Origin of the sequence: Streptomyces sp. NPDC055955 (assembly GCF_042270245.1) — a bacterium.
Classification (GTDB): Bacteria; Actinomycetota; Actinomycetes; order Streptomycetales; family Streptomycetaceae; genus Streptomyces.
In genome coordinates, this window is the sequence record NZ_JBHJYS010000037.1 from 47,004 (window position 1) to 67,635 (window position 20,632).

At 71.5% G+C, this 20,632-nt stretch carries 15 protein-coding genes; 5 read left to right on the forward strand and 10 right to left on the reverse strand.

Going from position 1 to position 20,632, the window contains the following annotated elements; translation table 11 throughout:
* Window positions 1-130 precede the first annotated feature (130 nt).
* On the reverse strand, window positions 131-1,375 hold the full coding sequence (locus ACFC96_RS43465) for an MFS transporter (RefSeq protein ID WP_376618058.1): 1,245 nt from the start codon (window positions 1,373-1,375) through the stop codon (window positions 131-133).
* 58 nt (window positions 1,376-1,433) lie between these two features.
* Here ACFC96_RS43465 and ACFC96_RS43470 point away from each other — a divergent pair, with 58 nt between their 5' ends.
* The 3 genes from ACFC96_RS43470 to ACFC96_RS43480 all read left to right on the forward strand — a co-directional run bounded on the left by ACFC96_RS43470 (window position 1,434) and on the right by ACFC96_RS43480 (window position 5,042).
* Window positions 1,434-2,423 (forward strand): helix-turn-helix domain-containing protein, encoded by a 990-nt coding sequence (locus tag ACFC96_RS43470; protein WP_376618060.1) that lies wholly within the window; start codon window positions 1,434-1,436, stop codon window positions 2,421-2,423.
* 375 nt (window positions 2,424-2,798) lie between these two features.
* A complete protein-coding gene (locus tag ACFC96_RS43475) occupies window positions 2,799-3,689 on the forward strand; it encodes a hypothetical protein (RefSeq protein ID WP_376618062.1) in 891 nt (296 codons plus the stop codon).
* A 120-nt stretch (window positions 3,690-3,809) separates the two neighbouring features.
* Complete coding sequence (locus tag ACFC96_RS43480; RefSeq protein WP_376618064.1) at window positions 3,810-5,042, forward strand: cytochrome P450; 1,233 nt, start codon at window positions 3,810-3,812, stop codon at window positions 5,040-5,042.
* Window positions 5,043-5,147: 105 nt separating this feature from the next.
* Here the strand turns inward: ACFC96_RS43480 and ACFC96_RS43485 are convergent, their stop codons facing one another.
* Window positions 5,148-6,260, reverse strand: a complete 1,113-nt coding sequence (locus ACFC96_RS43485; RefSeq protein WP_376618066.1) for a YncE family protein — start codon at window positions 6,258-6,260, stop codon at window positions 5,148-5,150.
* On the reverse strand, window positions 6,257-6,853 hold the full coding sequence (locus ACFC96_RS43490; RefSeq protein ID WP_376618068.1) for an ankyrin repeat domain-containing protein: 597 nt from the start codon (window positions 6,851-6,853) through the stop codon (window positions 6,257-6,259). Before ACFC96_RS43490 ends, ACFC96_RS43485 begins: the two co-directional genes overlap by 4 nt.
* Before the next feature lie 522 nt (window positions 6,854-7,375).
* On the opposite strand from ACFC96_RS43490, the gene ACFC96_RS43495 reads away from it, so the two are divergent.
* Both ACFC96_RS43495 and ACFC96_RS43500 read left to right on the forward strand, forming a co-directional pair.
* The gene (locus ACFC96_RS43495) at window positions 7,376-7,792 is read left to right on the forward strand and encodes an NUDIX domain-containing protein (protein WP_376253687.1); all 417 of its coding nucleotides are present in this window, start codon (window positions 7,376-7,378) and stop codon (window positions 7,790-7,792) included.
* A gap of 245 nt (window positions 7,793-8,037) precedes the next feature.
* The gene (locus ACFC96_RS43500) at window positions 8,038-10,122 is read left to right on the forward strand and encodes a SpoIIE family protein phosphatase (RefSeq protein ID WP_376618070.1); all 2,085 of its coding nucleotides are present in this window, start codon (window positions 8,038-8,040) and stop codon (window positions 10,120-10,122) included.
* 18 nt (window positions 10,123-10,140) lie between these two features.
* Here the strand turns inward: ACFC96_RS43500 and ACFC96_RS43505 are convergent, their stop codons facing one another.
* The 7 genes from ACFC96_RS43505 to ACFC96_RS43535 all read right to left on the reverse strand — a co-directional run bounded on the left by ACFC96_RS43505 (window position 10,141) and on the right by ACFC96_RS43535 (window position 20,517).
* Window positions 10,141-11,181: an ABC transporter permease gene (locus tag ACFC96_RS43505; RefSeq protein WP_376618072.1), complete on the reverse strand. Its 1,041-nt coding sequence runs from the start codon at window positions 11,179-11,181 to the stop codon at window positions 10,141-10,143.
* The gene (locus ACFC96_RS43510; RefSeq protein WP_340459851.1) at window positions 11,178-12,140 is read right to left on the reverse strand and encodes an ABC transporter permease; all 963 of its coding nucleotides are present in this window, start codon (window positions 12,138-12,140) and stop codon (window positions 11,178-11,180) included. The genes ACFC96_RS43505 and ACFC96_RS43510 overlap by 4 nt, the downstream gene beginning before the upstream one ends.
* Entirely contained in the window at window positions 12,133-13,692 is a 1,560-nt protein-coding gene (locus tag ACFC96_RS43515; RefSeq protein ID WP_376618074.1) for a sugar ABC transporter ATP-binding protein, read from the reverse strand. Before ACFC96_RS43515 ends, ACFC96_RS43510 begins: the two co-directional genes overlap by 8 nt.
* A gap of 101 nt (window positions 13,693-13,793) precedes the next feature.
* Window positions 13,794-14,891, reverse strand: coding sequence for an ABC transporter substrate-binding protein (locus ACFC96_RS43520; RefSeq protein WP_376618076.1), 1,098 nt, complete (start codon window positions 14,889-14,891; stop codon window positions 13,794-13,796).
* Between the two features lie 193 nt (window positions 14,892-15,084).
* Window positions 15,085-16,197, reverse strand: a complete 1,113-nt coding sequence (locus ACFC96_RS43525) for an aldose epimerase family protein (protein ID WP_376618078.1) — start codon at window positions 16,195-16,197, stop codon at window positions 15,085-15,087.
* Window positions 16,198-16,447: 250 nt separating this feature from the next.
* Window positions 16,448-17,476, reverse strand: coding sequence for a LacI family DNA-binding transcriptional regulator (locus ACFC96_RS43530; protein ID WP_376253698.1), 1,029 nt, complete (start codon window positions 17,474-17,476; stop codon window positions 16,448-16,450).
* A gap of 641 nt (window positions 17,477-18,117) precedes the next feature.
* The gene (locus tag ACFC96_RS43535) at window positions 18,118-20,517 is read right to left on the reverse strand and encodes a beta-L-arabinofuranosidase domain-containing protein (RefSeq protein ID WP_376618080.1); all 2,400 of its coding nucleotides are present in this window, start codon (window positions 20,515-20,517) and stop codon (window positions 18,118-18,120) included.
* Window positions 20,518-20,632: the final 115 nt, after the last annotated feature.

Here is a 20,632-nt window from a genome sequence, read left to right on the forward strand (position 1 = left end):
TGGGGCGTCGGGCGTCGGGCGTCGGGCGTCGGGCGTGGGGCGTCGGGCGTGGGGCGTGGGGCGTCGGGCGTCTGGGTCGGGCTTCGGACCCTGGACCTGGCCTCCGGACCGCCGATGATGCTGCACGCCGTCAGGCAGCCGAGCAGGAGTCCGCGGCGGGTGCGGTGGTGTCGGGCCGGCCGTGGGGCAGTCGGCGTACGGCCCTGGAGGCCAGGGGGAGCAGCGTCGCCGCGGCGGAGACGGCGCCCGCGACCACGGCCACCCGGAACGCGCCGAACGCCTCGGCCAGCGGGCCCACGCAGAGCTGCCCGACCGGAACCGCGACATACGACAAGAGGTCGTCGTAGGACGAGACGCGCGACAGCACGTGCGCGGGGACGTGCTCCTGGAGCGAGGTGTCCCACGCGACCGCGGTGACGGAGGAACCGAGCCCCGCGACGAACGCCGCCGCGATCAGCCACGGGGCGTGCGCCCGCGCCCCCAGCGCGATCAGGGGCAGCGCGCCCAGCACCCCTGCCAACTGCCCGAACCGCAGCAGATGCCGCACCGTCAGCCGGTACATCAGCAGGCTCGACACGAGCATGCCGACGCCCCGCACACTCAGGACGAACCCCCAGGTCGTCTCGCCGCTGAGCTGCCGGGTGAGCTGGGGGCCGAGGATCTGCCACGTACCGGTCTGGACGAGGTTCAGCAGGCAGAAGGACAGCGTGCCGACCCACACCCACCGGATCGCACGGAACGCGCTCCAGCCGTCACGGATGTCGGCCGGCACCGTGTTCCGCTGTGACGTGTCCGTGGCGCCCGTGAGGGGGAGCCGTGCGAGGAATCCGGCCGCGACGACATACGTGAGCGCGTCGAAGGCGATGGCGGGCCCGCTCCCGACCGTCACCACCAGCACGCCCGACAGGCTCGGGCCGAGGATCTTCGTGGCGTTGCGGGCCGATCCGAGGAGCGAATTCGCCTGTCGCAGAAGGGACTTGGCGACGAGCTGGGGGACGACGCCGCGCAGCGCGGGGGTGGTGAAGGCGGCGAGCGCGCCGTTGAGGAACTCGAGGGCGGCCACCAGCGGCAGTGAGTAGTGCCCGGTCAGCAGGAGCGCGGCGACGGCGCCCTGTGAGACCGCCGCCCCCAGATGGGCGGTCATCAGGACGGTCCGGCGCGGGAACCGGTCGGCGACGGCGCCGCCCACGAGCAGGAACGCGAGCAGCGGCAGCATGTGGGCGGCGAGCACGACACCGAGGTCGTGACCGCTGCCCGAGGCGTCGAGGACGGCGAAGGCGAGCGCCACCGGAGCCATCGAGCTGCCGAGCAGGGACACCAGACGTCCCGCGAAGAACGAGCGGAACGCGGCCTGTTGGAGGAGGGAGGAACGCACCGGCCCGAGTGTGGGGAGCCGAAGGCGCGCACGCTAACGTTTCGGCAGGAGGCGAAAGATGGTGCTGCTGCGGTTGAGCTCGATGGCTCTGTCACAGTCCCGGTTCGCGCTGTCGCCGGGTGCCGAGACGCTGGGGTCGATGAGCGTCCTGATGAGGCCCTGCTCCGACCCATGGCTCACCCCCTGGTACACCCGCCACCACGACGCTTTCCACGCCGCGCTCGACGCGGACCGGTTCGCCAGAGGCCTCGTCGAGCTGATCTGCTCGACCAAGTACCTTCCCGCGTACCTGAGCCGCCCGCCGTCCGGCGGGATGCGCACCAGGCTCGCCGACGAACTGAAGGCCGTCGCCGGGGCCCGTGACGACGACATACGCGCCGACCTCGACGCGGCGGTGGCCCGCAGCTGGAAGCGGCACGACCTGGCGTGGCTGACCGGGCGCGGGTGGGGAGCCCGGACCGCTGAACTCTTCCGGCAGGTGTGGACGGCCCATGTGTCGCCGGACTGGCCGCGCCGCCGCGCCCTGTTGGAGCGGGACGTCACGTACCGGGCGGGGCTGCTCGCCGCGTACGGCTGGCCCAGAGCTCTGCAGTACATGAACCGGCGCAGTGCCTGGGTCGGCGCCGACGCGATCCGCTTCAGCGACCAGCCGGGTCCCGACTGCATCGTCGGCGAGGGAGGAATGCTGTTCGTCCCCGTGTGCGTGACCAGCGGCACGTGGCTGGCCGAGGCGCCTCCCGACCGGTACGCCCTGGTGTACCCGGCCCGGGGTACGGCCGAGCGGAGCGGGCGGGCGCGAGCGCCGCAGGCTCTCGACCGGCTGATCGGCAGGGGGCGGGCCGCCCTGCTCCACGAACTCGAACGCCCCGCGACCAGCAGCGAACTCGCCGCGCACCTGGGCCAGTCGCTCGGCACCGTCGGCGGCCACCTGGCCGTCCTGCGCGACGCGGACATGGTCGTCGGTACGAGGGTGGGGCGCCGCGTGGTCTACCGGCGCACGGAGGCGGGCGACCGTCTCGCCGGCCGTGCGGACTCCCCGGCTGACTGACCACGGGACCGACGGCTCGCGGGCAACCAACTGTGCCGAGAGGGCGACGAGTTGGCGGGTACGCCTGCTGTGTACGTCACGCGCCCCGTACCTGAGCCTGCCGCACGAGGGACACCGCCGACTGCCGGTCCTGCCCCCGCGGGTTCCCCTCCCGGTCCCGACACCTCTTCGGCTCGCCGAACCGGCGGCCCCTCTCCGCGTTCTCGGACCGCGCGGAACGGGTCCCCGGTGAGCCGGTGATGGCCTCCCCGGCGTCGCGCTGAACGCGACACGCGCGCCGCGCTCGGCGCGACGGCGCGACGGCGCGGCGGCGGGTGCGTCACGGTGACCGGCGCGTCTCAGCCGGCTGCGCCGCCCGCAGGGCAGAGTGGGCACGTGGATGCAGATGATGTCGCCGAGGAGCTCTACCGCCTGCCGCCCGTGCAGTTCACGGCCGCGCGCAACGCGCAGGTCGTCGCGGCGAAACGCGCCGGTGACGCGGCCACCGCGCGCCGGATCGCTGCCTTCCACAAGCCGACTCTCGCCGCCTGGGCGTCGAACCTGCTGGCGCGGCAGAAGGAGGAGGCGCGGCAGCTCCTCGAGCTCGCGGAGGCGCTGCGGGAAGCACACCGTACGCTCGACCCTGACCGGTTCAGGACCCTCGGTCACCAGCAGCACGCGGTGGTCGCGGGCCTCGCGCGACAGGCGGGTGGCCTCGCCCGGCAGGCCGGCCAGCCGGTGAGCCCGAGCGTTCTGCACGAGGTCGAGCAGATCCTCCGGGCGGTGCTGGCCGACCCGGAGGTCGCCGAGCAGTGGGCCGCCGGCAGGCTCACGAAGGTCCCCGCCGTGTCCACGGACTTCCCCGGAACGTCGCCTTTGGCGCAGGTGTCGAAGAAGGACGCAAAGACGGAGAGGCCCACCCCGGCCCCCGCGCGTGAAGAGGCCCCCGACGCCGCCGAGGCGAAGCGCCGGGCCCGTCTCAAGGAGGCGATGAAGGCGGCCACCGAGGCCGCGGCCGAGGCGAGCCGCCGGGACGACGACGTGCGCCGGGCCGAGGAGGAGCATGAGAGGGCCGCCGCCCGCCGGTCCGCGGCGGACGAACGCGTCGCACTCCTGACGGCTCAGCTCGGCGAGGCCGAGCAGGAGCGGCGCACCGCTGCCGAGGCGGCGGACGAGGCGTCCGAACGGGTCCGGGACGCCGCCCGCGAACAGAAGGCCGCCCAGCGGAAGTCGGCGAGTACGTCCCGGGCCGTCGACCGGCTCTCCGGAGGCCCATCAGGCCGCTGAGCGCGAGTCCCACGCTCGTGTCACGAACTGGTCACGCAACCTACCCGTACCCATGTTCTATTGGATGCTGACGACCGAGATCACGTCAGGGGAGACGTGCTCGCGAAACGGAGTGAGAACATGACCGATCCGGCCGTCGCACCCATGGAACTGACCCACACTCAGATCGACGAGGCGTCGCACGGCCACGGCGTACCGCTGGTGCGGGTGAAGCTCCCGGGGACCGCGACCCCCGTGTGGCTGGCCACGGGCTACAACGTGGTGAAGGCGGCGCTCGGCGACACCCGCTTCGTGCGCGATCTCGCGAAGGTTCCCGGTGCGCGGGGCGGAGGTGTGGGCGCGGAACTGCTCGACGACGCCGGGCTGCCGCCGGAGTACCGGCAGTACCTGGAGATCCTCGTGATGGTCGACGGGCCCGAGCACACCCGCCTGCGCACGCACGTGATGCGGGCTTTCGCGCCACGCCGGATCGCCGCGCTGCGTCCGCGCATCGAGCGCATCGTCCAGGAGGTGACGGGTGAACTCGCCGCGAAGGGCGACCAGTTCGACCTCCTGAGTGCCTTCGCCTACCCGGTCATGACGGACGTCATCTGCGAGATCATCGGCGTGGACGCGGCCGACCGGCCGAAGGTGAGCGGCTGGATCAGGGACTACGAGTCCGGTGAGCCGGACCGGTTCCTGCCCGGCATCGACCACCTCGCCGGCTACATCGGCGAACTGCTCGATCTCCGTGGCCCGGCGCCCAGGGAGGACCTGGTCTCCGATCTGCTGCGCTCCAGCGCGGCGGCGGCCGAGGGGCAGCGCCTCACGCGCCAGGAGATGATCGCGCTCGTCTTCCTGCTGATCAACACGGGGATCGCACCACCCGCCTTCTTCATCACCGACGCGGTCCTCACCCTCCTCGACCATCCGCAGGAGGCGGCCCGGCTGCGGGCGGAGCGCGACCTGCTGCCGCGCGCCGTCCAGGAGCTGCTCCGGCACGTGTCCGCGGTGCGGGTCGGGGCCACCCTGTACGCAACCGAGGACGTGCGACTCGGCGGTGTCCTGGTACGCCGGGGGGAGGGTGTGACGAGCGGCCTGCTCGCCGCCAACCGTGACCCGGGAACCTTCGACGACGCCACGCGCCTCGACCTCACCCGCGAGGCGGCGCGCGGGGCCGGGCACATCGCGTACGGGCACGGCGCGCACCGCTGCATCGGTGCCGCTCTCGCCAACCTCCAGACCGAGGTGATCCTCGACGAGCTGTTCCTGCGCAGGGACGGTCTCGAGCTGGCCGTCGACCGGCACGCCGTCCAGCGCGTCGGATTCGCGGGCGACGGCACCTACCCGATCGCGCTGCCGGTCCGCATCTAGGGCCTCTCGTCATCCAGCGCCATTCGTTCGGATCAGGCGGCTCGTGGGGTCTGGTCCGAACAAGAGGCCCTGGTCGGGTCCGGGCGCGCGGGGGCCGGGGCCCGGTCACAGTACGGCGATCCCCAGCGGCCGATGACCTGCGGGCAGCCGGTGGGTGTCCCCGCTCTTCAGGTCCACGACCGTGATCCCGTCCCAGAATCCGTCCCGGGTGAAGCCTCCGGTGACATAGGCGGTGCGGCCGTCGCGCGACACCGCGACGTCCTCGTGCGGGCCGTCGAGGGGGACGACGCGCTCCTTCCCGTCGGCGGTCCGGATCGTCAGTGAGGCGTCGTCGTCCCCGGAGCCGACCGGTCCCGTGCCGACGGCGAGCAGGGTGCCGTCGGGGGTGAGCAGGGCGCCGTGCTGGTGCGTGTCGGCGGTCATCGGCTCGATCGCGACCTTGCCGGTGCGCGGGTCGAGCACGGCCAGCTTCTCGCCCTCGAAGGGCAGCAGGAGCTTCCCGTCGTCGCGTACGGCGGCGTAGTGCGGCTTCAGCCACGACCCGAGTCCGCCCTGCGTGCCGTACGGCGCGACCTCGAACCGACGCGGGGCGAGCGTGTCGGCGCGTACGGCGGTCACGTCGAACGAGTCGTGGCCGGTGGCGTACACCTCGCCGCCGTCCCGCGACACGTCGACATCGAAGGGACGGCGGCCGACCGGTACGGTGCCCGTGACCTTCCGCGTCGCCGTGTCGATGACCTCCAACACCCCGTATCTGTCCGGGACGTTGACGCCCACGTAGACACGCTTCCCGTCGGGCGCGAGGGCGATGCCCATGCCGCCGCCGCGGTACTCGCCGGTCGTGGCGGGGCCGGTTTCCGTCGTGTACGGGATGCGGCCGACCTTCTCGCGCGTCCCGGTGTCCACGACGGCCACCCCTTGGGCCGTCGCCACCCAGGCCCGGCCGTCTTTGCCGACGACGAGCCCGTACGGTGCCATGCCCACCTTCACCGAGTCGAGTGTGCCGCGCTCCGGGTCCACGAACGTGACCGTGTCGCTGCCGAAGTCGGCCACCAGCAGGGTGCCTTGGGCGGTGCGCGCGGGCGCCGGCGCCGAGGGTGTGACGGCGGCAGCCGGGGGCGAGGACGCGGTGGAGCCGGTGGCGCCGGTCGCCGTGCACCCCGCCGCGAGGAGGACGACGGCGATGGCCCCGAGCACACCGCGCGCGCGGGCCGTCATGCCGCCGCCTGGAGCAGCGCCGCGAGCGCGTCGAAGCCACGGCGTTCCGCGTGTTCCAGGGCCGTGACGCCGTCCGCGTCCGCGAGTTCCGGGCGAGCCCCCGCCGCGAGCAGCAGCTCCACGATCTCCTGGTGCGCGCGGCCCCCGTCGCCCAGGATCACGGCTTCCAGGAGCGCGGTCCATCCGAGATCGTTGACGTGGTCGACGTCGATGTCCGTCTCCCGGAGCACCGCCCTCACGTAGGCGACGTGGCCGCGCTCGCTGGCGGGGATCACCGAGATGCCGCCGTAGCGGTTACGCAGAGTGAGGTCCGGGCCCGCCGGGAGGAGGACGCGCATCATCGCTACGCTGCCGGTCACGCCGGTGACGAGCCACGGGCTGTCGTGCCGCCGGTCCTGTGCGTCGGGGTCGGCTCCGGCCGAGACCAGGACCCGCGCGGCCTGGACGTGATCGTTCAGAGCGGCAAGGAGCAGCGGGGTGCGCAGTTCCTCGTCGCGGGTCTCCACCGAGGCCCCGGCGTGGAGGGCTGCGCGCACCTCGGCGGTGTCACCGCGCCGGGCGGCCTCCAGGAGTCGGCGGTCGCGCTCGTGCATCTCGATGCTCCAGGTCCGTAGGGAAGGAACGGGGCGCCTCCGGTCTCCGTTCCGGAGTCCATTCTCCGGCCGTGTCACGCCCTCACCGGTCGGCCTGCCGTCTGCGGCTGCGGACCCCTACGGACGACATCGGGGTCGTCCGATCGGCTGATGCCCCCTGTGCCGCCCTCTGTGCCGCCCCACCGGGCGGGACGAAGAGGAAGGCCCCCTCCGTACCCGGTGGGGCGCGGAGGGGGCCGTGATGGAGACCCGCCCTCAGGGTGTGCACCGGTTGCCGTCGCCACGACAGGAACCCGAAGACGTCCTCGGGTACCTCAACGAGCCGGGATGTGCCATGTTCTGCCATGGCGGCACAGGGCACCCGCACGTGGTCGATCGGCGTGTCACGTTGACGCGCCGTGCGGGCTCTGTGGGTTCGGCGTGATTCCTGACCGCGCGGGCTCCGTGATCGATAGGTTGTTCCCCTGCATCGGCCGTCATCGGAGACGGTGATGTCCTCAGTGGTGCAACCAGGGAGGTCAGATGCGTACGCGAGTCTCGGCGTATGCGATCGCTGTCGTGGAGGATCAGTTACTGCTGACCCAACTCGCGGACAGCTCACCGGTCTTCGAGCCCGGCCTGTGGCACCTGCCCGGTGGAGGGATCGACCCGGGGGAGCAGCCGCACGAGACGCTGGGGCGCGAACTGTACGAGGAGACGGGTCTGGAACTCCTGGACGCCCGGCTGGTCGACGCGCGGTCGTACACCGCTCACCGGCTCGGCATCGACTGGCATCTGGTGGGGCTCTTCTACCGCGTCGACGTCGAGCCGGGCCCACTCGTGGTGACCAAGGCGGACGACTCCACGAGCGCCGTCACCTGGATGTCTCTGTCCGGCTTGCGGGAATCACAGCTGTCCCCCGCGGCGGTCGACAGCCTGGCGATGATCGGCGCCCGATAGACCCACCGGCCCCGCGTGGGCGCGGCCCACCAGCAGTGGAGGAAGCGAACATGACCTTCCCCGGGAAAGGGGCATAAAATGCCGTGGGGAGTCTGGAGGCAGCATGGCCGAGAATCTGGACCGCACCACACGCCGGGGCTCCGGCTGACAACATACTCGTCCTCGATGGAGTCGATGACATCCCGAACCGAGTTGATCTTCTTCAGCCGTCCCTCGGACCCCGGCGATTCTGGGGAGGTGTCTGGATGGATGCGATCGGTTCGTCGCGGACGGGCCTGACGGCGGGCACCGTGTCCGAGCCCGGCGGCCTTCTGGACGCCCTGGCGGTTGCCGCGGTGATGGTCGACGCCCAGGGCCGGATCAGCCTGTGGAGCCCCCAGGCAGAGGAACTGTTCGGGTTCACCGCCGAGGAGGCGCTCGGGCAGCGGGCCGCTCAGCTCCTGGTCGCCCCGGAGAACGTCGAACTCGTCATCGGCCTGTTCGCCGAGGTCATGGAGAGCGGCCGGAGCTGGGCAGGCGTCTTCCCCGTGCGCCACAAGGACGGCAGCACCCGCCTGGTGGAGTTCCGCAACATGCGGCTCCACGACGAGCTGGGAGACGTCTACGCCCTGGGCATCGCCAGCGACCGTGCGCTCCTGCGCAGCGTCGAGAGGGACCTCGCACTGTCCGTGCAACTCGTGGCCCAGTCACCCATCGGGCTCGCGGTCCTGGACACGAACCTGCGCTACGTGATGGTCAACCCCGCGCTGGAACGCATCAACGCTCTGCCCGCCGAGCAGCACATCGGCCGCTGCGTCGGCGAGGTCCTGCCGTTCCTGGACACCGAGGCGATCACGTCCACGATGCGCCAGGTCCTGGCGACCGGCACGCCGCTCCTCAACGAATTCACCGTCGGCCGCCCCGGCGGCGCCGCCGATGCGGAGCACGCCTGGTCGGTGTCCTACTACCGGCTGGACGACCCGGCCGGCCGGGTGCTCGGCCTGGCGATCTCCGTCGTGGACGTGAGCGAACAGCACCGGGCCTCGAAGGAAGCCGCCCGGGCTCGCCGGCGCCTGGCCGTCATCGCCGACGCGTCGACGACCGTGGGCACCACCCTGGACGTCGAGCAGACCGCGCACGAACTGGCGTCGGTGGTCGTCTCCGAGCTGGCCGACGTGGCGGCGGTCGACATCCTCGACGCCGTGCTCCAGGGCCGACGCCAGACCACCCCGGCCGCCGGGGGGCCGGCTCTGTTCCGGGCGCTGGCGGTGACCGCGGCCTACTCCACCAACGCGCTCCACGCCGCCGACACCCCTGGGCAGATCGCGAGCTACGAGGCCGACCGGTACATCACGCAGTGCGTGACCTCGGGGCGCCCGGTGCTGGTGCAGCACGTGAGCGAAACGGATCTGGAGCGCATCGCGCCCGATCCGGAGTCCGCCCGGGTCCTGTCCCGCGCGGGACTGCACTCCTATCTGGCGGTGCCGCTCATCGCGCGCGGTGAAGTGCTGGGCGCGCTCGACCTGGGACGCGCCAGGAACGAGTTGCCGTTCGACGAGGACGATGTGGTCCTGGCCGGCGAACTGGCCGCCCGCGCGGCGGTCGCCATCGACAACGCCCGTTCGTACCAGAGCGAACGCCGCACCGCTCTCACCCTCCAGCGCCACCTGCTCCCGCCCAGGCCGCCGCGCAGGCCCGGCCTGGAGATCGCCTACCGCTACCAGCCCGCCCAGTCGGCCAGCGAGATCGGCGGCGACTGGTTCGACACCATCCCGGTGGCCGGGGACAAGACCGCCCTCGTCATCGGCGACGTCATGGGCAGCGGCATCAACGCCGCCGCCACCATGGGCCAACTGCGCACCGCCACCCGCACGCTGGCCGACCTCGACCTCGCGCCGGCCGAGGTGCTCCGCCATCTCGACCACACCGCCGCCGAACTGGACCCCGCGTTCGCCACGTGCATCTACACCGTGTACGACCCGCACAGCGGCGAGTGCCGCATCGCCGTCGCGGGCCACCTGCCGCCCATCCTGGTCAGACCGGGCGGGCGCCCCGAACTCCTCGACCTGCCCTCGGGAACACCCCTCGGCGTGGGCGACATCGCCTTCCAGGAGACGACGGTGAAGATGGAGTGCGGCGACCAACTCGTGCTCTACACCGACGGGTTGATCGAGACGCGCTCCGACGCCATAGACGCCCGCATCAACACCCTGCTCGACCTGCTCTCCGAACCGCAGGGGTCCCTGGACGACGTCTGCGACCACCTCCTGGTCGCACTGCGCGATCAGGACGACCACGACGACGTGGCCCTCCTGATCGCGCGGGCCCGCCCGCTGGGTACCACGGGGTGAGGGCTCGGTGCCCGTCGGTCACAACAACTGCCGCCTGCGGCCGAGCCACGTCTGCGCGATGACCACGACCGCCAGGAACGCGCCGCTGACGACCTGCTGGTAGGAGGAGTCGAGCGAGCCGATCTGGTTGATGACGTTCTGGATGACCTTCAGGAGCAGCACGCCCACCAGGGAGCCGCTGACGTAGCCGAGGCCGCCGGTCAGCAGGGTGCCGCCGATGACGACCGCGGAAATGGCCTCCAGCTCCATGCCGTTGCCGAGAATCGTGACACCGGAGGCCAGCCAGGCGGCGTTGAGCGCGCCGGCCAGGCCCGCCAGGACGCCGGACAGCGTATAGACAATGATCTTGGTACGGGCCACGGGCGCACCCATGAGGGCGGCCGCGTCCTCGTTGCCGCCGACCGCGTAGACATGCTGGCCGAAGCGGCTGCGGCGCAGGACCATCGCGCCCGCCACGAACAGGACCAGGGTGATCCACACGGGGTTGCCGAGGCCGAGGGCCGTGCCCTGGCCGAGCTCCGCGAGGAACGAACCCTTGGCGACGAGATAGGTGTCGGCGCCCTCGTCGGTCAGGGACAGCATCAGGCCGCGCGCGCCCAGCATCGCGGCCAGCGTGACGATGAAGGGAGCGAGCCGTGAGCGGGCGATCAGCAGGCCGTTGACCACACCGATGAGACCGCAGACCGCCATCGGCAGCAGGAGCGCCACCACGGTGCCGTACTGCGAACCCCAGGCGGCCAGTACCCCGCCCAGAGCGAAGAGCGAGCCGACGGACAGGTCGATGCCGCCGGTGATGATGACGAACGTCATGCCGAGCGCGACGACCGCCAGGAACGCCGAACTCGTCGCCATGTTGGACACGTTGTCCCCGGTGGCGAACGAGTCGAAGCTCAGTGACGCCACCGCCGACACGATCACGAGGACCGCCAGCGCGCCGTGCTGCTGGACCAGCGCGCTCAGCCGCTCGGAGCGACTGCTGCCGACGGGCTCGGCGGCGTCGAGGAGTTCTTTCTCCGTACGGTCCACGGCCTCTTCCGTCTTCGTCCTGGTCGCCGTCATCGCTTCCCCCGTCCGCGCGCCGCGTACACCGCCAGCACGATCACGATGGCCTGCGCGATCTGCGTCCACGAAGGCGGCAGATCGTGCTTGATGAGGGTGGCGGTGAGCAGCTGGATGAGGACGGCGCCCGCCACCGTTCCGGCGATGTTGACCCTGCCGCCGCTCAGGGGGGTGCCGCCGACCACCACCGCGGTGATCGCGGACAGCTCCATCAGATTGCCCAGCGACGTGGGATCGCTGGCCTGGAGCCGCGCGGTCGCGAGGACACCCGCGACAGCGGCGAGGAGCGCGCACGCCACGTAGACGAGCATCAGGACCCGGCGCACCGGCAGTCCCGCGAGCTTCGCCGCCGCACGGTTGTCGCCGATGGCGAGCAACTGCCGCCCGAAGGTGGTGCGCCGGATGACGAAGGCCACCAGCAGCGCGAGCGCGGCGGCGATGACGATGAGGTACGGGATGCCGAGGACGTCACCCGAACCGAGCGACGCGAGCGCCGGGTTGTGCAGGTCCTTGAGCTGCGGCAGCAGCACCAGGGCGATGCCGCGGCCGCCGACCATGAGGGCGAGCGTGGCCACGATCGGCTGGACGCCGACCCAGGCGACCAGCGCCCCGTTGGCCAGGCCCACCGCGGCGGCGAACACGGCCACCGTGAGCAGGGCCGGCACGAGCCCGTAGCCCAGATAGAGGGCCGTGACCGAGGCGGCCAGCGCCATGACGGCGCCCACGGACAGGTCGATGCCCTCGGTGCCGATGGCCAGGGCCATCCCGAGCGCGACGATGATCACGGGCGCGACCTGCACGGCCTGGGTCCGGAAGTTCTCGGCGGACAGGAAGTGCGGGGTCACGGCGACATTGACGACGAGCAGCACGGCCACGCCCGCGTACACGCCGTACGTCTGCATCCACTGCAGGACGCGGGCGCGGTCGAGGGCGGCCGGCCGGATCGCGGCCTCAGCCATGGCGGGTCACCTCCCCGGCGGCGCCGGGGGCGGGGCTGCCCGCCGCGATGGTCTGCATCAACTTGTCCTCCGTGACGTCGTCGCCGGTCAGTTCGCCGACGACCGCGCCGTCCTTCAGCACCACCACGCGGTCGGACCCTTCGATGAGTTCCTCCAGGTCGGAGGAGATGAGCAGAACACCGAGACCGTCCTCGGCCAGTTCGTCGACCAGCTTCTGCACCTCGGCCTTGGCGCCCACGTCGATACCGCGCGTGGGCTCGTCCAGCAGCAGCACCTTCGGGTTCATCGCCAGCCAGCGGGCAAGGAGCACCTTCTGCTGATTGCCTCCGGACAGCTCGCCGACCTTCTGGCGCGGGGAGGAGGCCTTGATGCGGAGCCTCTTGACGAAGGTGTCCACGATCTTGTCGACCTGGGCCTCGGAGACCAGCCCGAAGCGGGAGAGCCTCGGCAGTGCGGCCAGCGCGATGTTCTCGCGGACGGAGAGCCCGGGGACGATCCCCTCGCTCTTGCGGTCCTCGGGCAGCAGGCTGATGCCGGCACGGATGGCGGCCGGCGTGGATCCCGCGCGCAGCGGCACACCCGCCACGGTGACACTGCCCGCCTTCGACGCCAGAGCGCCGGAGATCGCCTTCGCGGTCTCCGTGCGCCCCGACCCGAGCAGCCCGCCCAGACCGACGACCTCGCCGGGACGGATGTCGAGCGAGACGCCGAGCAGTTTGTGAGGAACCGTCAGATCTGTTGCGCGCAGCACGGGTTCGGACTGCGCGGCATGGTGATCGCCGGTGAACTTGGTGACGCCTTCGCTGCGCACCTCACCCATGTCCCGGCCCAGCATCGTGGACACCAGGGTGAGCCGGTCCAGCTCGGCGAGCGGTCCGGTGTGCACGCGGCAGCCGTCCCGCAGCACCGTCACCGTGTCGCACATCGCGTACAGCTCGTCGAGCCGGTGGCTGACGTAGATGACGGCGATACCGTCGGCGCGCAGCCGGCGGATCACCTCGAACAGGGTCTCCACCTCGCGCGGTTCGAGTGAGGAGGTCGGCTCGTCCATGATGACCACGCGCGCGTCGGTGGCGACGGCCCGGGCCAGCGCCACCATCTGCTGAGCGCCGACGCCCAGCGTGCGCAGCGGCTGCCGGACGTCCACCCGCACCCCGTACGCGTGCAGCGTCTCCTCGGCCTCGCGGTGCATGCGGCCGAAGTCGAGCAGCCCGAAGCGGTTGCGCGGCTCGCGCCCCAGGAAGAGGTTGCGGGCCACGCTCAACAGCGGGATGAGGTTGACCTCTTGGTAGATCGTGGAGATGCCCGCGTGCTGGGCCTCCAGCGGCGTGGCGAAGGAGACCGGGCGGCCCTGGAAGGTGATGTCTCCCGCGTCGGGCCGGTACACACCGGTGAGCACCTTGATGAGCGTCGACTTACCGGCGCCGTTCTCGCCGATCAGGGCGTGGACCTCACCGGCGTGCAGCGCGAGGTCCACGCCGTCCAGGGCCCGGACACCGGGGAACGACTTGCTGAGTCCGCGGACGGTGAGGACTTCGGCGGGGGGAGCCACCTGTGCCTCCAGAGGGGGTGAGGGCTCGGGCAGGGGAGGGGGTGCGGATCGGAGGCGGGGATGGGCCGGTACGGGCTCACCCCCGCCTGTCTGAAGCTTGGTCAGAACGCCTTGCCGATGTCCGACTTGGCGTTCTCCGCGTCGTAGGCCCCGTCCTGGATGATGACGTCCTGGGGGACTTCCTTGCCCTGGGTGAACGTGTCGAGGGTCTGGAAGGCGAGCGGGCCGAAGCGCGGGTTGGACTCGATGACACCGCTGATCCAGCCGTCGACGATGCCCTGGACCGCGTTGCGCGTTCCGTCGACCGTCACGATCTTCACGGCACCGGCCTTCTTGCCGGCGCCCTTGAGCGCGGCGACCGCACCGAGGCCCATCTCGTCGTTCTCGGCGTAGATCCCCTTGATGCCGGGCTTGGACTGGATCAGCTGCTCGGTGACCTGCTGGCCCTTCTCGCGGGCGAAGTCGCCGGTCTGCTGGAACACGACCTTGAGGTCCGGGGCCTTCTCCTTGATGCGGTCCTTGAAGCCCTTGGTGCGCTCGGTGGTGACGTTGTTCCCCGCGGCGCCGAGCAGGATCGCGACCTCGCCCTTGCCGCCGGTCGCCTCGATCATCTGGTCGGCAGCGCGCTTGCCCTGGTCGACGAAGTCCGACGCGATGAAGCTGACGTAGTCCTTGCACGCCGTGGCGTTGATCTTGCGGTCGATGGTGATGATGGGCACCTTCTTGGCCGCGGCGGCCTTCAGCACCGGTTCCCAGCCGTCCGAGTTGAGCGGGGCGATCACCAGCAGGTCGGCGCCCTTGGCGAGGAGGTCCTGCACATCGCTGATCTGCTTGGAGAACTGCGACTGGGCGTTGGCGGTGAGCAGCTTCAGGCCGCGCTTGCTCGCCTCGGCCTTGATCGAGGCGGTCTCCGCGATCCGGAAGGGGTTGGCCTCCTTCTCGGACTGCGAGAAGCCGACCGTGGCGTTCTTGAGGTCGAGCTTCTTGCCGCCGTACGCGTCGATCGTGCAGCCCTTGCTGCCGGGCTTCGGCGTGACGACCTTCTGGCCGGCGTCGGCGGCGGACGCGGAGGAGTCGGACTTGTTCGCGGCGTCGTCCTCGGACTTGGCGCAGCCGGAGGCGGTGAGGGCCATGGCGGCGGCCAGGGCCACGATCACAGGGCGGGCGGTGAGATGACGGCGGTGGGTGAAGTGCTTCATGGTGACCCCGATCCGGGTGACGCGGCGACGGAGGGTTGGCAGGGAGCAGCGAGGGCGGCGAGTACGCGGCTCGACGAGGCGAGAGCTTCGACTGGTCCGCCCCGCAGGAGTTTTTACATCGTTGAAAGGAGGGTGTAAAGCCTTTGTGCGGGACGTGACCGCCCTGTGATTCGGGCGGGCCGCGCGACCGCGGTCAACGTGCGGGCGCTGTGAGGTGCGGGAAGCCGAGCACGGTCCGACTGCGCAGGGCCTGGCCCGGGCACAGGACGGTGCTCGGATAGTCGGGACGGTTGGGGGAGTCGGGAAAGTGCTGCGTCTCCAGGCAAAGGCCTGAGTGGGCGCCCAGCCTGCGCCCCAGCAAGTCACCGAATCCGCCGTCGAGTTGCTGTCCGGCGTAGACCTGGAGGCCCGGCTCGCTGGTGTGTACCTCAAGCACGCGCCCGCTGCCGGGGTCCTCCAGGCGGGCCGCACGGCGCAGGCCCGACCGCCCCTCGCCGGAGGGACTGTCGCGGTCGTCGAGCACCCAGCAGTGGTCGTATCCGCCGGCGCGCGCCAGCTGCTCGTCGGGCTCCTCGATCCGTGCGCCGATCCGTCGCGCCCGTGTGAAGTCGAAGGGTGAACCGGCCACCGGTGCGGGTGCCCCGGGGAGCGGGAGGCCTGTCCCGTCGATGGGCAGATACGCGGCGGCGTCCACCGTCAGCAGATGGTCGAGCACCCCTCGGTCCGGGTCGCCGGCGAGGTTGAAGTAGGCGTGGTGCGTCAGATTGACCGGCGTGGGGCGGTCGGTGACGGCGTGGTAGTCGAGCGTCAGGGATCCGTCGGACGCGAGGGTGTAGGTGACGGACACCTGGAGCGAACCGGGAAAGCCCTGGTCGCCGTGCGGACTGTCCAGGCACAGGCGCACACTCGCGGCGCCGTCCGGCCGTTCGCGCGGCTCGGCACGCCACAGCCGGCGGTCGAACCCGTCGGCTCCGCCGTGCAGCGAGTTGCCCCGGTCGTTGCCGGGGATGTGGTGCCGCGTTCCGTCCAGGGTGAACGTGCCCGCGGCGATGCGGTTGGCGAACCGCCCCACCACGGCGCCGAGATACGCGCCGTGGGTGGCGTAGTGCTTCACGTCCGGGAGGCTCAGGACGACCTCGGCGGGCGGCCGGCCTTCGGGGCCGGGGACACGCAGGGAGTGCAGTACGGCGCCGTACGTGAGTACGGCGGCCTCGACTCCGCTCGCACTGCGCAGAGTCCAGCGCTCCACCGGGAGGCCCGAGGGGGTGGCGCCGAAGGGTGCCGGGAAGGGGGTGGCGAAGGACATGGGCTCCTCGCGGGGGTGAGGGCCGGGCTCTGTCCGGCGCCGGACGCGTGCGAAGCCGACGGGGCGCGGGCGGAGCCGGAGACCGGCAGCTGCGGACGCCTGGAGATTACAACGTTGTAAGGGGCCGGTACAGGTATCTGCTCAGGTCTTTCGGATATCCGGCGGTCGGTCGGCGGCCGACCGGTCGGGAATTCCGGCGGAAGTCCCTGTGCCGGGCGGCGGGCACAGGGACTTCCGCCGCCCGGCCGGCCTACACGCTCCGTCCGGCCTGCGTGCTCCGCCCCAGCGTGCTCTCGCGCGCGATGAGCCGATAGTCCGCCCGGACGCGGCGGGGTTCCGGCGCCTGGCCGCTGAGCCGGGCGAGGACCGACTCCACCGCCATGCGCGCGATGGCCTCCTTGTCCGGTGAGACGGAGGTGAGCGTGACCGCCCCGAAGTGCCCCTCGACGACGTCGTCGAAGCCCACCACGGCGACGTCCTCGGGCACGCGCATGCCGCGCTCCGACAGCACCCGCATCGCTCCGATGGCGATGGGGTCGTTGTACGCGAACACGGCGTCGGGCCGGCGCCCGGTCTCCAGGATCCGGGTCATCGCCGCCGCGCCGTCCGCGTGCCCCCATCCCTCGGTCGTCGCGATCAGCCCGTCGTCCACGGACAGGCCCGCCGAGAGAAGCTCCTCGCGCCAGCCCTGCACGCGCAGGTGTGCGGGTTGACTGTGGCCACTGCGGGCGCCGATGAACGCCACCTCGCGGCGCCCCAGATCGATGAGATGGCGGACCGCGGTGCGGGCCGCCGCGACGTTGTCCACCGCGATGTGGTCGTAGGGCAGGTCGTAGTCGCGCTCGCCGAGCAGCACCAGAGGCACGTTCTCCGTGCGCTCACGCAGGTCCTCCGCCTCCAGCTCGATGGGGCTGAGGATCAGGCCGTCGATGACGCGGGCGCGGAAACCCTGGCTGACCAGCACCTCTTGCTCGCGCCGGCCGCCCGTGTGGTCCAGGAGCACGATGTAGTCGTGCAGGGCGGCGGCGTCGATCACCGCGGCCGCGAGCTCGGCGAAATACGGGTTGCCCAGCTCGGGCAGGGCGAGGGCGATGATGCCCGTCCGCCCCTGACGCAGGTGCCGCGCGGTGAGGTTGGGCCGGTAGCCGAGCTCGTCGATGGCCTGCTGCACCCGCTCGCGCATCGCGGGTGTGACGTGCTGGTAGTTGTTCACCACATTCGAGACGGTCTTGATCGACACGCCCGCACGCGCGGCGACGTCCTTGAGGCTGACCCGCACAACATTCCTTCCGGTGACCTGCCGGGCGCCGGGACCGTTGCGTGCCCGCACGGCGCCGGAGCCATGGCCCCGGCGCAAAGGCTCTGGAGCCGGGCTTGCAACGTTATACGTCCGCATGGCGAAAGGTGGCAAGGGGAACGGATTTACCCGGCACCGGCAGCCGGACCAGCAGGGGAACCGGACCGGGACCCGGGCACACGACCGGAGTCACGACGCACAGGACGCCCGACGCGCAGAACTCCCGATGCGCGGGCCGTCCGGCACGTCGGCCTCTGGAGACGCGGGGCCGGATGCACGGGCGGCCCGGCGCACCGGCCTCTGGAGACGCGGGGCCCCGATGCACAGGCGCCTCGGCACACCGGCCTTTGGAGACGCAGGGCCGGATGCACGGGCGGCCCGGCACGTCGGCCTCTGAGACGCGGGGCCCCGATGCACGGGCCGTCCGGCACACCGGCCTCTGGAAACGCAGGGCCCCGATGCGCATGCGCCTCGGCACACCAGCCCCTGAGAAACAGAGACCCGATGCACAGGCCCACCGGCCCACCGGCCCTGACCCACAGGACCCCGGGCACACGATCCGCCGCACACCAACGCGGTGGCGCGCCGGGACACCCCCCGACGCGCCACGGTCGGTCACGACGTCAGAGCAGCCGCCACAGGTGGTCGTCCGTCCCGTTGTCGTCGAACTGCACGACCTGCGCGCTGTCCGCTGTGGACATCCCGTCCACGCCGAGCACCTTGCCGCTGTTCTTGTTGCGGATCCGGTACCACCCGTCCCCGCTGTCGACGAGCGCCCACAGGTGGTCGGCGGTGCCGTTGTCCTCGTACTGGACGACGTGTGCGCTGTCCGCCGTGGACATGCCGTCGACCCCGAGGACCTTGCCGCTCTGGCCGTTACGGATCAGATGCCAGCCGTCGCCCTTGTCGACGAGCTGCCACGCGTGGTCGCCCGTACCGGAGTTGGCGAACTGGACGACGCGGGCGCTGTTCTCCGTCGACATGCCGTCGACCGCCAGAACCTTCCCGCTGTGCTTGTTGGCGATGCGCCGGAACGCGGGCTCCGGCGTCCACGGCCTGCCGTCGGGCGAGGCCTGGGGAAACGCCGTGATCCGCAGCCGGGCCGCGCCCATCGGGACGAGTGTCACGGTCTCGACAGGTGCGTCGCTGCGGGCCGGTCCGCTCTGCAGGGGCGCGACGACGTGCTCGTCGTCCGCGACCCACTCCTCGATGCGACGGGCACGAGCGGTGATGTGCACCGGCGTCGTCGCGTGAGTGAACGGGTTGTCCCCGACCGGCCCGTCGTCGCGCCGGAACGCGAGCCCGGGGTCGGGCGTCAGGCCGTAGTTCCAGGCCGAGGTCGCGTGCACCTCGTAGTGGGGGAACGTGTCGTCGCCCGCGTAGCGCTCGTACTGCTCCCCGATCTTCAGGGAGTAGGTGAGCGGTCCGTGGTCGACGCTGACGGCGTCGCCGTTGTCGGGCCAGTGGCGTACGGAAGTGCGCTGCGGCAGGCGCAGCGTCACCACGTCCCCGTCGTGCCAGGTGCGCTCCACCTCGGCCCAGACCGGTCCGTCCTCGGCCGCCCGGCGCTTGCCGTTGACGAGCAGCTCGGGCCCGCGGCACCACCCAGGGATGCGCAAACGGAGCGGGAAACGTACCGGCTTCGGGGTGGAGAGCCTGAACTCGACGGTCTCGGTGAAGGGGTAGCCGGTCTCCTCGACGATGGTCACCTCGGTGCCGCCGGCGACCCGTGTACGGACCGTGCAGGGGGCGTACATGGCGGCGGCGAGTCCGTCGCCGGGAGTCGCGAGCCACAGCTCCTCGTTGAAGTACGGCCAGCCCATGCCGTAGTTGTGCGGGCAGCAGCGGTACTGGTCGACGCCGGGCTGCAGGGACTGCATGGCGAAGCCATTCTGGAACTGCCCCTGTGTCTTCGGGGTGTTGTCCAGGTCGATGCTGTTGGCGCTGGTGATGTAGTGCAGGGACTTGCCCTGCGGGTCCAGTGCGGCGGGCAGCATGTTGAACGCGAGGTCCTCGCAGCGGTCCGCCCACACAGGGTCACCGGTGATGCGAGTGAGCAGTTCATGGCTGGCCATGAACTCGACGATGCCGCAGGTCTCGAAGCCCTGACGGGGGTCACCGAAACCGGGCCGGTAGTTCTCGTCGCCCGCCATGCCGCCGCCGGGGAACTGGCCGTACGCGCCCATCACGGCGTCATACCCGCGGTAGGTGGCCCGGGTCAGCTCGGCCGAGCCGGTGAGCTGTGCGTACTGGGCCGGCTCACGGAATCCCTGGGCGATGTTCACGTTGTGGCGCGAGGGCGTGCCGCCCGTCCAGTCCGCCCCGAGGGTGTGCATCTTGCCCGCCAGATCGAGGAGGAACTTCTCCCCGGTGCGCCGGTACAGCCACACCACGATGTCGAGTCCGTCGCCCCAACGGAAGGATACCCAGCTGGAGTTGAAGGCTCCGGCCCCCTGCGCGTTCATGAAGCGCAGGAAGCGCGTGACGAACGGGACGACGCGCTCGTCGCCCGTGTGCTCCTCGTAGGTCCGCAACGCCATCAGGAGCGGCAGGAAGGGCCAGAAGTCCGGGCCGCCGTTGAGCGCGGTCCGCAGGGCGCGCGGGCCGAAGAAGCCGTCGCTCTCCTGGGTGGCGAGGATCGCGTCGATCCACTCGCCGGACCGGGCCAGGGCGTGCTTGTCGCCGGTGGCCACCGCGAGCGGGACGTAGCCGCGCAGCCAGTACGGCAGTTCCTCCCATGCGCCGAGCTCGGGGTGCACCCAGCCGGTGTTGTCGAACTCCAGGAAGTGGGAGAGGTCCTCGTAGCGGCCGCAGAGCCCGTCGAGCTGGAGTTTCAGCTGTCCGGCGAGCCAGCCGCGGGCGGTGACACTGCCGGAGGGCAGCTTGCGTAACGCGTCCGGGAGCAGCGAGCCGGCCGACGGGTGTGAAGCCGCCGCCGCGGACGTGGCGAACGGGCCGCCGAGAGCCGCGGCGCCCAGGCCCAGGGCGCCGGCACCGAGAAGAGCGCGTCTGCTGACAGGCATGCGGGTGCTCCTGTTCGGGGGGGTATGGGGGGAGGGGATGCGAACGGTTGCGCTCGCCCAGGAGGGCGAGCCGCGCCCCGGTCCCCCTTCCGCCCGACGAGGCGGAAGGGGGACC

What these genes read in the sequence shown, in the direction of transcription:
- ACFC96_RS43490 (WP_376618068.1), bottom strand. Translation starts at nt 6,853, where the DNA reads ATGCACGAGCGCGACCGCCGACTCCTGGAGGCCGCCCGGCGCGGTGAC.
- ACFC96_RS43500 (WP_376618070.1), top strand. Translation starts at nt 8,038, where the DNA reads ATGGATGCGATCGGTTCGTCGCGGACGGGCCTGACGGCGGGCACCGTG.
- ACFC96_RS43470 (WP_376618060.1), top strand. Translation starts at nt 1,434, where the DNA reads ATGGTGCTGCTGCGGTTGAGCTCGATGGCTCTGTCACAGTCCCGGTTC.
- ACFC96_RS43510 (WP_340459851.1), bottom strand. Translation starts at nt 12,140, where the DNA reads ATGGCTGAGGCCGCGATCCGGCCGGCCGCCCTCGACCGCGCCCGCGTC.
- ACFC96_RS43485 (WP_376618066.1), bottom strand. Translation starts at nt 6,260, where the DNA reads ATGACGGCCCGCGCGCGCGGTGTGCTCGGGGCCATCGCCGTCGTCCTC.
- ACFC96_RS43520 (WP_376618076.1), bottom strand. Translation starts at nt 14,891, where the DNA reads ATGAAGCACTTCACCCACCGCCGTCATCTCACCGCCCGCCCTGTGATC.
- ACFC96_RS43535 (WP_376618080.1), bottom strand. Translation starts at nt 20,517, where the DNA reads ATGCCTGTCAGCAGACGCGCTCTTCTCGGTGCCGGCGCCCTGGGCCTG.
- ACFC96_RS43495 (WP_376253687.1), top strand. Translation starts at nt 7,376, where the DNA reads ATGCGTACGCGAGTCTCGGCGTATGCGATCGCTGTCGTGGAGGATCAG.
- ACFC96_RS43505 (WP_376618072.1), bottom strand. Translation starts at nt 11,181, where the DNA reads ATGACGGCGACCAGGACGAAGACGGAAGAGGCCGTGGACCGTACGGAG.
- ACFC96_RS43480 (WP_376618064.1), top strand. Translation starts at nt 3,810, where the DNA reads ATGACCGATCCGGCCGTCGCACCCATGGAACTGACCCACACTCAGATC.
- ACFC96_RS43525 (WP_376618078.1), bottom strand. Translation starts at nt 16,197, where the DNA reads ATGTCCTTCGCCACCCCCTTCCCGGCACCCTTCGGCGCCACCCCCTCG.